Origin of the sequence: Streptosporangium subroseum (genome assembly GCF_900188345.1) — a bacterium.
Lineage (GTDB): Bacteria > Actinomycetota > Actinomycetes > Streptosporangiales > Streptosporangiaceae > Streptosporangium > Streptosporangium subroseum.
This window is the reverse complement of record NZ_FZOD01000112.1, coordinates 1-14452: the sequence shown is the minus strand read 5'-3', so window position 1 is coordinate 14452 and position 14452 is coordinate 1. Positions and strand designations below refer to the sequence as shown.

Sequence of the window (14452 nt, the reverse complement as noted above, 5' to 3'; positions counted from 1 at the left end):
GCGGTGCTGGAGCAGCGTGCGGTGCTGCTGGGTGATGCGGTGATCCGGGGGACGGCGGCTGAGGGCCGGTTGGCGGTGGTGTTCACCGGTCAGGGGTCGCAGCGGGTGGGGATGGGCCGGGAGCTGTATGACGTGTTCCCGGTGTTCGCGGCGGCCTATGACGAGGTCTGTGCGGCTTTGGATCTTCCGCTGCACGGGTTGGATGCGGCGTTGCTGGATCAGACGGGGTGGGCGCAGCCGGCGATTTTCGCGGTTGAGGTGGCGTTGCTGGCGCTGGTGCGTTCGTGGGGTGTGGTCCCGGAGGTGGTGGCGGGGCATTCGATCGGGGAGATCACCGCTGCGTATGCCGCCGGTGTTTTGAGCCTGGCGGATGCGGCGACGTTGGTGGCCGCGCGGGGCCGGTTGATGCAGGCGCTGCCTTCGGGTGGGGCGATGCTCGCGGTTGGGGCGGCGGAGGCGGATGTTCGGGCGCTTCTGGACTCCATGGCCGATGGTGGGGGGTCGAACGGCGGTGAGTCGAGTGTCGGTGGCTTGGCCGTCGTGGTCGGTGGTGAGTCGAACGGCGAGAGTTTCGCCGTTGATGTCGCGGCGGTGAACGGCCCAGCCTCGGTGGTGGTGTCCGGGGCTGAGGGCGACATCATGCGGATCGCCGAGCTGGCGGCGGAGCGGGGTTGGAAGACGAGTCGGCTGCGGACCAGCCACGCGTTCCACTCCCGTCTGATGGAGCCGATGCTCGCGGAGTTCGCCGAGATCGTCCGTGGGCTGAGTTTCGCTGAGCCGAGGCTGGCGGTGGTGTCGACGGTGACCGGCGCGGCGGTGGCGGCGGGGCAGTGGACCGACCCGGAGTACTGGGTCGAGCAGGTCCGCAAGCCGGTCCGGTTCGCCGACGCGGCGGTTGCTTTGAAGGCTGACCGGGTGCTGGAGTTGGGCCCGGACGGTGTGTTGACCGCGTTGGTCGGTGCGGTGAGTCCGGACGCGGTAGCGGTGGCCGCGTTGCGCCGGGACCGTGACGAGGTTATGACGCTGCTCACCGCCGTGGCCGAGCTGTTCGTCAGCGGTCAGCGGGTGGAGTGGCGGGCGTTGTTCGACGGCACCGCCGCCCGTCCGGTCGACCTGCCCACCTATCCCTTCCAGCGCCAGCGGTACTGGCTCCGCCCCACTCCCCGCGAAGCGGTCACCGCGACGGGCGCGGACGCCGACTTCTGGGCCGCGATCGACTCCGCCGACCTCAGCGCGGTCGCCCACGAACTGCGCATCGACGCCGAGGCCCACCGGGAGACGCTCGGCGCCCTGGTCCCGGCGCTCTCCTCCTGGCACCGCCACAGGCAGCGGCGCGATCAGGTCGACGGCTGGCGCTACCGGGAGACCTGGACGGCGCTACCCGACCCGACCACGCGGACGCTCACCGGCACCTGGGTGCTGGTCGTCCCCGCCGAGGCCTACGGCGTCGAGGAGATCCTCGCCCGGGCCGGTGGCAACGTCGTGACGATTCCCGCGGCCGATCGGGCCACGCTCGCGGCCCGGCTCCGCGACCAGGCCGACGTCGCCGGGGTCGTCTCGCTCCTCGCGATGGGCGACGACACGGACGAGGCGGGTCTCCCGGCGGCGCTGTCCGGAACGCTCGCGCTCGCCCAGGCCGTTGAGGACGCCGCCGTCACCGCTCCGCTGTGGATCCTCACCCGGGGCGCGGTCGCCGCCGTCCCCGGCGATCACGTCGCCACCCTCACCCAGGCCGAGGTGTGGGGCCTGGGCCGGGTGGTCGGCCTGGAGTACCCGAACCGCTGGGGTGGCCTCCTGGACCTCCCCGAAACCCTCGACCCACGCGCCGCCGACCGGCTCATCGCGATCCTCGCCGGCGGTCTCGACGCCGAGGACCAGGTCGCGATCCGCCCCTCGGGCCTGCTCGTCCGCCGGCTGGAACACGCTCCGGCCGGTACCGACGAGGGCTGGCAGCCGCGCGGCACCGTACTGGTCACCGGCGGCACCGGCGCGCTCGGCGGCCACGTCGCCCGCTGGGCCGCCGCCCACGGCGCCGCGCACCTCGTCCTGGCCGGCCGGCGCGGGCCGGACGCACCCGGTGCGCACGACCTGGCCGACGAGATCCGTGCGGCGGGCGCCCGCGTCACGATCGTCGCCACGGACCTGGCCGACCGCGACGCGGTCGCGGCCCTCCTCAAGGAGGCCGTCGCCGACCCGGAGGCTCCGCTCACCGCGGTCGTGCACGCCGCCGGCATCGCGCACAGCGCGCCGCTGGCCGACCTCGACGCCGCCGGTCTCGCGTCGGTGCTCGCCGGCAAGACCACCGGCGCGCTGCACCTCGACGAACTCCTCGGCGACACGGACCTGGACGCGTTCGTCCTGTTCTCCTCGATCGCCGCCACCTGGGGCAGCGGCTGGGGCGGCGCCTACGCGGCCGCCAACGCCGGCCTCGACGCCCTGGCCCAGCGGCGGCGCGCTCGCGGCCTGGCCGGCACGTCGCTGGCCTGGGGCCCGTGGGCCGAGGCGGGCATGGCCACCGAGGGCGGCACCGCCGCCGCGCTGAGCCGGCGCGGCCTGGCCCCGATGGCCCCCGACCTCGCGGTCGAGGTCCTCCGGCAGGCCGCCGGGGGACGCTCGCCGCTGCTCACCGTCGCCGACGTCGACTGGGCTTCCTTCGTTGAGACGTTCGCCGCGGCCCGCCGCAGGCCGCTGCTGGAGGACCTGCCGGAGGTCGCCGGCCTGGCCGTCGCCGAGCCGGTGATCGAGACCGGCTGGCGCTCCCGGCTGGCCGCCCTGCCCCCGGCGCAGCGCGAGACCGAGCTGGTCGACCTGGTACGGGGCCACGCCGCGCTTGTCCTGGGCTACCCGTCCGCCGAGGCGATCGTGGTCAAGCGACCGTTCCGCGAACTCGGCTTCGACTCGCTCACCGCGGTCGAGCTGCGCAACGCGCTGGCCGCCGAGACCGGGCTGCGCCTCTCCCCGACGCTCGCGTTCGACTACCCGACGCCGCTGGAACTCGCCCGTTACCTACAGGAGGAGGTCTTCGGCGGCGAGGCCGCCCTGGTCACCGCCCCGGCCGTGCTCGCCGACGTCGACGACCTGATCGTGCTCACCGCGATGGCCTGCCGCTTCCCCGGCGGAGTCAGCACCCCCGACGAGCTGTGGGACCTGGTCGCCGGAGAGGTCGACGCGATCGGCTCGTTCCCTGCCAACCGCGGCTGGGACGTCGACGCGCTCTACAACCCCGACGCCGACCGTTCCGGCACCTCCTACACGGTCAACGGCGGGTTCGTTCAGGACGCCGACCGGTTCGACCCGAGCCTGTTCGGGATCAGCCCGCGCGAGGCCCTCGCCATGGACCCGCAGCAGCGGCTCCTGCTGGAAACCGCGTGGGAGACGTTCGAACGGGCCGGCCTCGACCCGCTCTCGCTCCGCGGACAGCAGATCGGCGTTTTTGTCGGCACCACCCACCAGGGGTACATCTCCCTGCTGGAGGAGAGCCCCGAGGACCTGAGCGGATACCTCGGCATCGGCAGCGCCGGCAGCGTCGCCTCCGGGCGGATCGCCTACACGTTCGGCCTCGAAGGCCCCGCGATGACCGTCGACACCGCCTGCTCGTCCTCGCTGGTCGCCCTGCACCTGGCCGCGCAGGCGCTCCGCCAGGGCGAGTGCGGCATGGCGCTGGTCAGCGGTGTCACGATCATGGCCACGCCGGGCACGTTCACCGAGTTCTCCCGGCAGCGCGGCCTGGCCGTCGACGGCCGGTGCAAGTCGTTCGCGGCGGCGGCCGACGGCACCGGCTGGGCCGAGGGCGTCGGCATGCTTCTGGTCGAGCGGCTGTCCTCGGCGCGGGAGTCCGGGCGTCAGGTGCTGGCCGTCGTGCGGGGCAGCGCGGTCAACCAGGACGGGGCCTCCAACGGCCTGACCGCCCCGAACGGCCCCGCCCAGCAGCGGGTGATCCGGGCCGCTCTGGCCAACGCCGGCCTGGCGCCGGAGGAGATCGACACGGTCGAGGCCCACGGCACCGGCACCACCCTCGGCGACCCGATCGAGGCCCAGGCCCTGCTGGCCACCTACGGCCAGGACCGGGAAGAGCCGCTCTGGCTCGGGTCGATCAAGTCGAACATCGGCCACACCCAGTCCGCTGCGGGCGCGGCCGGCATCATCAAGATGATCCTCGCGATGCGGCACGGGCTGCTGCCCAGGACGCTGCACGTCGACGAGCCGACCCCGAACGTCGACTGGACCTCCGGAGCGGTCGAGCTGCTCACCGAGGCCCGGCCCTGGCCCGCCTCCTCCAGGCCGCGCCGGGCGGGCGTTTCCGCGTTCGGGGTCAGCGGCACCAACGCCCACGTCATCCTGGAGGAGCCGCCGGTCGCCGTCGAAGACGAGCGACCGCGCAGCCGCAGCACGGTGCCGGTCCTGCCGTTTGTCGTCTCCGCGGCCACCGAGGCCGGCCTGGACGCGCAGACCGAGGGTCTCCGCGACTGGCTCGACGCGCATCCGGACGCCGACGTCTCCGACGTGGCCCGGACCACCGCGGGGCGGGCCGCGCTCGCGCACCGGGCGGTCTACCTGGCGCCCAACCGGGCCCAGCTGCTCCGTACGCTCAAGCGGCGGGAGAGCGCGGCGCGCGGCGAGACCGGCGACGGCAGGCTCGCCCTGCTCTTCACCGGCCAGGGCGCGCAACGCCTGGCGATGGGGGAGCAGCTCTACGCCGCCTTCCCGGTGTTCGCGGCCGCGTTCGACGAGGTGTGCGCGTCGATCGACCCGCTGCTGGACCAGCCGCTGCGGCTGGTCGTCTTCGCCGACCCGGACGCGCTCGACCGGACCGGCTACGCCCAGCCCGCGCTGTTCGCGGTCGAGGCGGCGCTGCTGGCCCTGCTCCGGCACTGGGGCGTGACGCCCGACTTCGTCGCGGGGCACTCGATCGGTGAGATCACCGCCGCCTACGCCGCCGGGGTGCTCTCCCTGGCCGCCGCCGCGGCGCTGGTGGTGGCGCGGGGCCGGCTGATGCAGGCGCTGCCGGCCGGTGGCGCGATGCTCGCGGTCAACGCGTCCGAGGCCGATGTCCTGGAGGCGTGCCCGGAGGTGGACCTCGCCGCGGTGAACGGGCCGGGCGCGGTGGTAGTCTCCGGGGCCGCGGACGACATCGCCCGGATCGTCAAACTGGCCGGCGAGCGGGGCTGGAAGACCTCTCTGCTGCGTACCAGCCACGCGTTCCACTCCCGGCTGATGGAGCCGATGCTCGCCGAGTTCCGCGTGGTCGTCGACGGGCTCGCCTTCACCGCGCCGCAGGTGGCCGCGGTCTCCACCGTCGAGCCGGACGAGCCGCTGCGCTGGACCGACCCGGAGTACTGGGTCGAGCAGGTCCGCAGGCCGGTCCGGTTCGCCGACGCGGTGGCCGCGCTGACCGCCCGGGGCGTCACCCGGTTCCTGGAGGTCGGGCCGGACGGCGTGCTGACCGCCCTGGTCGGCGCGAACGAGCCGGACGCGCTCGCCGTGCCGACGCTGCGCCGGGACCGGGACGAGGTCGCCACGCTGCTCACCGGCGTGGCGACGGTGTTCACGCGGGGCACGGAGATCAACTGGGCGAGCGTCCTCGACGGTGCCGGCACTTCGCTGCCCGACCTGCCGACCTACGCCTTCCAGCGGCAGCGTTACTGGCCGCAGGCCGGCACCGGCGCCGAGACCGACCCGGCGAGCCTCGGGCTGAGCCTGGTCGAGCACCCGCTGCTCGGCGCGGCGGTCTCGCTGGCAGACGGCGACGGCGCCGTGCTCACCGGCCGCCTCACGCTCCGCGCCCAGCCCTGGCTGGCCGACCACACGATCCTGGGCACCGTCCTGGTGCCGGGGACCGCGCTGCTCGACCTCGCCCTCGCCGCCGGCGCCGTGGTCGGCGCCCCGGCCGTCGAGGAACTGGTGCTCCAGCAGCCGCTCCGGCTCGGCGCCTCGGCCGGCGTCGCCGTACAGGTCAGTGTCGGTGCCCCGGACGAGAACGGCCGCCGCCCGGTCACCGTTCACTCCCGCCCGGGCGAGCCCGCCTCCGACACCGAAGACCCCTGGACCGTCCACGCCACCGGTTTTGTGAGCCCGGCCCAGCCGGCCGCCGAGGCGTTCGCCTGGCCACCGGCCGGCGCGACCCACCTGGCCACCGAGGACCTCTACGACCGGCTGGCCACCGCCGGCTACGAGTACGGGCCGGTCTTCCGGGGCCTGCGCGAGGTCTGGCGGCAGGGCGACGACCTTTACGTGGAAGCGGAGCTGCCCGGCGATCCGGACCGGTTCGCCGTCCATCCCGCGCTGCTCGACGCGGTCCTGCACGGCCTGAGCACGGGTCCGGCCGGCGACGGCGTGACCCGGCTGCCCTTCGCGTTCACCGGCGTCACCGTGCACGCCGACGGCGCCGGGCTGCTGCGGGCCCGGCTCCGGCTGGACGGCGAGACCGTACGGGTCGACGCGGTCGACGCCGCCGGCGAGCCGGTGGTCACCGTCGAAGGTCTCGTCTTCCGCCCGGTCACCGCGGACGAGACCGCCGCCGGCCAGGACGAGGCCGCCCGCTCGCTGTTCGCCGTCGAGTGGACACCGCAAGAACTGACCGCGACGGCGGAGGCCCCGGTCGTGATCGCGCTCGGCGATCCGCTGCCGGCCCCCGCGACGGTGCTGGTCGTGGACGCGACGGTCCCGGGCACAGCCCGGGACCGGGCCGCCGCGCTGCTCGCGCTGCTGCAGGCCTGGCTCGCCGATTCCGCCTGGGCCGATGCCCGGCTGGTCGTGCGCACGTTCGGCGCGGTCGGCGACGACGTCACCGACCCCGACGGGGCGGCGCTGTGGGGTCTGGTCCGGTCGGCCCAGTCCGAGCACCCCGACCGGATCCACCTGCTGGACGCCGCCGAGGCCGCGCTCTACCCGGTGCCGCAGGCGCTGGTGCGCGACGGCGTGGTCACGGTGCCGCGCCTGGCCCGGCTGCACGCCTCGGGGACGACGGAGTTCGGTGACGGCGTCGTGGTGGTCACCGGCGCCGGCGGCACGCTCGGCGGCCTCGTCGCCCGGCACCTGGTGCGGGCCCACGGCGTTCACAAACTGCTCCTGCTCTCCCGCTCCGGCGGGAGCGTCGACATCGAGGGCGCGGAGGTGCGCTCGCTCGCGTGCGACCTGTCCGACGGCGACGCGGTCATGGCGGCGTTGCGGGACGAGCCGGTCAGCGCCGTGGTGCACGCCGCCGGTGTCATCGACGACGGCCTGCTCACCGACCTGACCCCCGAGCGCCTCGACACCGTCTTCCGCGCCAAGATCGACGCCGCCCGCAACCTCGCGGCCGCGACGAAGGACAGGCCGCTGAGCGCGTTTGTGCTCTACTCCTCGGCGGCGGGGCTGTTCGGCAGCGCCGGCCAGGCCAACTACGCCGCCGCGAACGCGTTCCTGGACGCGTACGCCACCCGGTTGCGGGCGCAGGGCGTTCCGGCGACGTCGCTGGCCTGGGGCCTGTGGGACGCCGGCATGGGCGGCGCGCTGTCCGAGGCCGACCGCCGCCGGCTGGCCCGGGGCGGCTTCGGCGCGCTGGACGCCGCGGCCGGCCTCGCGCTCTTCGACGCCGCGCTGGCCTCCGGCCGCCCGGTCGCCGTCCCGCTCCGGCTCGATCTGGCCACGCTCCGCGGCGTCGAGGAGCTTCCCCCGCTGCTGCACGGCCTGGTCCGGACCGTCACCCGGCGGCGCGCCGCCACGGCCAGGACCGAGACCGGCGGCTCCTCGCTGGCCCAGCACCTCGCCGGCATGGAGGAGGCCGATCGGGTTCTGGCGACGCTGACCACCGTCCGGGAGCACGCCGCCGCGGTGCTCGGCTACCCCGGCTCGGACGCGATCCCGGCCGGCCGGGCCTTCCGCGAGCTGGGCTTCGACTCGCTCACCGCGGTCGAGCTACGCAACCGGCTCGCCACGGAGGTCGGCCTGCGGCTGCCCGCGACGCTGATCTTCGACTACCCGAACGCCACCGCCCTCGCCGAGTTCATCACCGCCGAGCTCTCCGGCTCGACCCAGGCCCCGGCACCGATGGCGGCCGTCGCCGCCCCGGTCGACGACGACCCCATTGTGATCGTCGGCATGGCCTGCCGTTACCCCGGCGGGATCACCACCCCGGACGAGCTGTGGAACCTCGTCGCCGAGGGCCGCGACGGCATGGGGTTGTTCCCCGCCAACCGGGGCTGGGACGTCGAGGGGCTCTACCACCCCGACCCCGATCACCCCGGTACGTCGTACGCGCGGGAGGGCGGGTTCCTCTACGACGCCGCCGACTTCGACCCGGGCCTGTTCGGGATCAGCCCGCGCGAGGGCATGGCGATGGACCCGCAGCAGCGGCTGCTGCTCGAATCCTCGTGGGAGACCCTGGAACGCGCCGGTGTCGACCCGCTGGGGCTGCGTGGCTCCCGTACCGGCGTTTTCGTCGGCCTGATGTACCACGATTACCTCGGCCGGTTGACCGCCGTGCCGGAGGAGGTCGAGGGCTTCCTCGGGACTGGGAACTCCGGCAGCGTCGCCTCCGGCCGGATCGCGTACACCTTCGGACTTGAAGGCCCGGCCGTCACGGTCGACACCGCCTGCTCGTCGTCGCTGGTCGCGCTGCACCTGGCCGCTCAGGCGCTGCGGTCGGGCGAGTGCGACCTGGTGCTCGCCGGCGGCGTGACGGTGATGGCGACCCCGGACACGTTCATCGGTTTCTCCCGGCAGCGCGGCCTGGCCGCCGACGGCCGGTGCAAGTCCTTCGCCGCCGCCGCAGACGGCACCGGCTGGGGCGAGGGCGTCGGCATGCTGCTGGTCGAGCGGCTCTCGGACGCCCAGCGGAACGGGCACCGCGTGCTCGCGGTCGTACGGGGCACCGCCGTGAACCAGGACGGGGCCTCCAACGGGCTGACCGCTCCCAACGGCCCGTCGCAGCAGCGGGTGATCCGGGCCGCGCTGGCCAACGCGGGCCTGACCCCGCAGGATGTGGACGCGGTCGAGGCGCACGGCACGGGCACCACGCTCGGTGACCCGATCGAGGCGCAGGCCCTGCTGGCCGCCTACGGTCAGGATCGGGAGACGCCGCTGTGGCTCGGGTCGATCAAGTCCAACCTCGGACACACCCAGGCCGCCGCCGGGGTCGCCGGGATCATCAAGGTCATCCAGGCCATGCGGCACGGGGTGCTGCCCAAGACGCTGCACGTCGATGAGCCGACGCCGACGGTCGACTGGGCCGCCGGGAACGTCGAGCTGCTCACCTCGGCGCGGCCGTGGCCGGCGGGGGAGCGCCCGCGCCGGGCCGGCGTCTCCTCGTTCGGGATCAGCGGGACCAACGCGCACGTCATCCTGGAGGAGCCCCCGGCCGAGACGGTCACGCCAGGCCCGGCGGTGACCCGTACGGTGCCGCTGGTGGTGTCGGCCAACGACCCGGCGGCGCTGGCCGAACTGGTCGAGCGGATGCGGGTCGTGCTCCGCGACCGGCCGCAGGCGCGGCCGGAGGACATCGGGCACGCGCTGACCAGCCGGGCCACGCTGGCGCATCGCGCGGTGTTGCTGAGCCCCGGCTCCGGCGAACCGGTCGCGGTCGGCCGCGCCGCCGAGGGTCGGCTGGCGATGGTGTTCACCGGTCAGGGCGCGCAGCGGGCCGGGATGGGCCGTGAGCTGTATGACGCGTTCCCTGCGTTCGCGACCGCGTTCAACGAGGTCTGTGCCGCGCTCGACCTTCCTCTGCTCGATGTCCTCGACGATCAGGAGCGGCTGGATGAGACCGGCTGGGCGCAGCCGGCGATCTTCGCGGTCGAGGTCGCGCTGCTGGCCCTGCTGCGCAGCTGGGGCGTCACGCCGGAGGTCGTCGCCGGGCACTCGATCGGTGAGATCACCGCCGCCTATGCCGCCGGCGTCCTGTCCCTGGCCGATGCCGCCACGCTGGTCGCGGCCCGAGGCCGGCTCATGCAGGCCCTGCCGGTCGGCGGCGCGATGCTCGCGATCGGCGCCGCCGAGGCCGAGGTCCGCGCGCTGCTGACCGACGGCGAAGGGTTCGCCGTCGATGTCGCGGCGGTGAACGGACCGAGCGCGGTCGTGGTGTCGGGAGCCGAGGCGGACGTCGACCGGGTGGCCACGCTGACCACCGAGCGGGGCTGGAAGACCTCGCGGCTGCGGACCAGCCACGCGTTCCACTCCCGGCTGATGGACCCGATGCTCGCGGAGTTCGCCGAGGTCGTCCGTGGACTGAGTTTCGCCGAGCCTCGGCTGGCCGCGGTCTCCACCGTCGAGCCCGGGGAACCGTTGCGCTGGACCGACCCGGAGTACTGGGTCGAGCAGGTCCGCAGGCCGGTCCGGTTCGCCGACACGATCGGCGCGCTGGACGCGGCCCGCGTCCTGGAGCTGGGCCCGGACGGCGTGCTCACCGCGCTGGTCCAGGACGCGCGCCCCGAGCTGACCGCGGCCGCGACGCTGCGCCGCGGTCGCGGCGAGGTCGAGACCCTGCTCACCGCGGTGGCCAAGATCTTCGTCGTCGGCCAGACCGTCGACTGGGCCGCGACGTTCGGCACCGGCCCGGCGCCCGTCCTCGACCTGCCCTCCTACCCGTTCCAGCACCAGCGGCTCTGGATCGACGTGATCGACCCGGCCGGGGACCTGACCGACGCCGGCCTGCGCGACGCCGAGCACCCGCTGCTGAGCGCGGCCGTCACGCTCCCGGACAGCGACGCCCTGCTGTTCACCGGGCGGCTGGCCGCCGGATCACCGGCCTGGCTGGCCGACCACGCGGTCTTCGACGCCGTGGTCGTCCCCGGCGCCGCCCTGGTCGACGTCGCCCTGGCCGCGGGAGCCCGATCCGGTGCCCCCGTCCTCGACGAACTGCTGCTCCAGGCGCCGCTCGCGCTGCCGGCCACCGGCGGGGTCGCGCTGCGGGTCACCGTCGGCGCACCGGACGACGCCGGACGCCGGACCCTGGCCGTCTACTCGCAACCCGACGGTGCCGAGGGCTGGACCGCGCACGCCACCGGTGTCCTCTCCGCCGACGCCGGGGCGCCGGTGCCGCTCCCCGAGCCGTCGACGGGTGGCGAGCCGGTTCCTCTCGACGGCCTCTACGAGCGGCTGGCCGACGCGGGCCTGCGCTACGGCCCGACGTTCCAAGGCCTGGTCGGCGCCGTACGCGACGGCGACGAGGTGATCGCCGAGGTACGGCTGGACGGCGTGGATCCCGACGGGTTCGGCGTCCATCCGGCGCTGCTCGACGCGGCCCTGCACGCGATCGGCGCGGCCGGACTGTTCGACGAGACCGTACGGCTGCCGTTCGCGATCAGCGGTGCGCGCCTGCACGCCGTGGGTGCCGGCACGCTCCGCGTCCACCTCACCCGGATGGGCGACAGCGCGGTCCGCCTGGTCGCTCTGGACGGCTCCGGCGCGCCGGTGCTCACCATCGACGAGCTGGCCTTCCGCCCGGTCACCGCGGAGCAGGTCAGCGCCGTGCCGGCCGGCTTCCGGTCGCTGTTCGGCCTGGACTGGGTGCGGCAGGAGGTCACGCCCGCCGCGGAGCCCCGGGTCGCGATCGCGCTCGGCGATCCGCTGCCGGCCCCCGCGACGGTGCTGGTCGTGGACGCCACGGCACCGGGCACAGCCCGGGACCGGGCCGCCGCGCTGCTCACCCTGCTGCAGGCCTGGCTCGCCGATCCCGCCTGGGCCGATGCCCGGCTGGTCGTGCGCACGTTCGGCGCCGTCGGCGACACGGTCACCGATCCGGACGGGGCGGCGCTGTGGGGCCTGGCCCGGGTGGCCCAGTCCGAGCACCCCGACCGGATCCACCTGCTGGACGCCGCCGAGGCCGCGCTCTACCCGGTGCCGCAGGCCCTGGTACGCGACGGAGTGGTGCGGGTTCCGCGCCTCATACGGCTCGACGGTTCGCAGGCGGTCGACTTCGGTGACGGGTCCGTGGTGGTCACCGGGGCCACCGGTACGCTCGGCAGGCTTGTCGCCCGCCATCTGGTCGAAGCCCACGGCGTCCGCGACCTCGTATTGATCTCTCGCTCGGGCGGGAACGCCGATCTCGAACGCGAGCTCGCTCCGGCGAGGGTGCGATCCGTCGCCTGCGACGTGGCCGACGCCGACGCGGTCGCCGCGGCCCTGCGGGACGAGCCGGTGACCGCGGTGATCCACGCCGCCGGTGTGCTCGACGACGGGACGCTGGAGTCTCTCACCCCCGAGCGGCTCGACGCGGTCTTCCGCGCGAAGGTCGACGCCGCCCGCAACCTCGCCGCCGCGACGAAGGACAGGCCGCTGAGCGCCTTTGTCCTCTACTCCTCGGCGTCGGGACTGTTCGGCAACGCCGGCCAGGCCAACTACGCCGCGGCCAACACCTTCCTCGACGCGTACGCCACCCAGCTGCGCGGCGAGGGGGTGCCGGCGACCTCGCTCGCCTGGGGCCTGTGGGACGCCGGCATGGGCGGCACGCTCACCGACGCCGACCGTGCCCGGCTGGCCCGTACCGGCTTCGGCGCGCTCACCGCCGCCGACGGCCTCGCCGCCTTCGACACCGCCCTCGCGGCAGACCGGCCGCTGGTGGTGCCGATCGCGCTGGACCTGGGCGCGCTCCGGGCCGCGGCGAGTGACGGTACGGTCCCCGAGCTGCTGCGCGGCCTGGTCGCCGTGCCTCGCCGGGCCGCCGACACCGCCCCCACCCAGACACTCGCGGCCCAGCTCGCTCCACTGAGCGAGGCCGAGCGCGACCGGATCCTGCTCGACCTGGTCCGGTCCCGCACCGCGGGCATCCTGGGTTACGCGTCGCCCAAGGACGTCGAGCCCACCCGGGGCTTCCTCGAACTGGGCTTCGACTCGCTGACCGCGGTGGAGCTGCGCAACCGGCTGCAGACCGAGACCGGGCTGCGCCTGACGGCGACCCTGCTGTTCGACCACCCGTCGCCGACCGGACTCGCCCGGCACCTCGCCGAGCTGCTCCGCCCCGACCAGGCACCCGAGACCAGCCCCGTCGACGCCGTCTACGCCGAGATCGCCGGTCTGGAAGTCCTGCTCAAGGCCGCCGCCCTCGACGACGGGCACCGGGCCGGGATCGGGCAGCGGCTACGCACGCTCGCCTCCGCCTGGGCCGCGCCCGCAGGCGTCGGCACCGACGACCTCCAGTCGGCGACGGCCGACGAGATCTTCGACCTTCTCGACGAGCTCGGCACCCAGTGATCCGGCCCAAACCCGAAGGCGGTTCCGCCATGACCTCCGCAAGCGAACCCGCCGGGACCGAGGAGAAGTACCTCGCCTACCTCAAGCGGGCGACCACGGACCTGCGTGCCGCCCGCCGCCGGGTGGAGGAGCTGGAGTACCGGGGCAGCGAGCCCCTGGCGATCATCGCGATGAGCTGCCGCTACCCCGGCGGGGTCGACGGCCCCGAGAACCTGTGGCGGCTGGTCGCCTCCGGCTCCGACGCGATCGGCGCTCCTCCGACCGACCGCGGCTGGGACGTCGAGGGCCTCTACGACCACGAGACCGGCGAACTCGACCGGCAGGCCCGGCTCGAAGGCGGCTTCCTGCACGACGCCGCGAGCTTCGACCCGGACCTGTTCGGGATCTCGCCGCGCGAGGCGCTGGCGATGGACCCGCAGCAGCGGTTGCTGCTGGAGACGTCCTGGGAGGCGTTCGAGCGGGCCGGCCTCGACCCCACCGCGGTGAGGTTCCCCCGCACCGGGGTGTTCGCCGGTGTCATGTACCACGACTACGGCTCGCGCCCGCTTGAGCTGCCCGACGGCGTCGCCGGCTACCTGGGGAACGGCAACTCGGGCAGCGTCGCGTCGGGGCGGATCGCCTACACGTTCGGCCTGGAGGGCCCCGCCGTCACGGTCGACACCGCCTGCTCGTCGTCGCTGGTCGCCCTGCACCTCGCCGGGCAGGCACTGCGCAACGGCGAGTGCGACCTGGCGCTGGCCGGCGGCGTCACGGTCATGGCCACACCGACCACGTTTGTCGAGTTCAGCCGGCAGGGCGGCCTGGCCGCCGACGGGCGGTGCAAGTCGTTCGCGGCGGCGGCCGACGGGACCGGCTGGGGCGAGGGCGTCGGCATGTTGCTGGTCGAGCGGCTCTCGGACGCCCAGCGGCTCGGTCACCCGATCCTGGCCGTCGTCCGGGGCTCGGCGGTCAACCAGGACGGGGCCTCCAGCGGGCTGACCGCCCCGAACGGCCCGTCCCAGCAGCGGGTGATCCGGGCGGCCCTCGCGTCGGCCGGGCTGTCGCCCGCCGACGTGGACGCGGTTGAGGCGCACGGGACCGGGACGCGACTCGGTGACCCGATCGAGGCGCAGGCGCTGCTGGCCACGTACGGGCGTGATCGCTCCGGCGAACCGCTCTGGCTGGGGTCGGTGAAGTCCAACCTGGGTCACACGCAGGCTGCGGCCGGTGTCGCCGGGATCATCAAGATGGTGCAGGCGATGCGGCACGGGCTGCTGCCTGCCACCTTGCATGTGGATGCGCCGTC

General features: G+C 74.7%; 2 protein-coding genes. Both read left to right on the top strand.

Annotated features, from left to right (window positions below):
• The first annotated feature begins 21 nt into the window (after nucleotides 1-21).
• Nucleotides 22-13167 carry a type I polyketide synthase gene (locus CHC08_RS46390; protein ID WP_179282634.1) on the top strand — a complete coding sequence of 4382 codons (13146 nt, stop codon included), beginning with the start codon at nucleotides 22-24 and terminating at the stop codon, nucleotides 13165-13167.
• A 29-nt stretch (nucleotides 13168-13196) separates the two neighbouring features.
• Nucleotides 13197-14452 (top strand): beta-ketoacyl synthase N-terminal-like domain-containing protein (locus CHC08_RS46385; RefSeq protein ID WP_179282633.1); only part of this gene is annotated, 1256 nt, incomplete at its 3' end.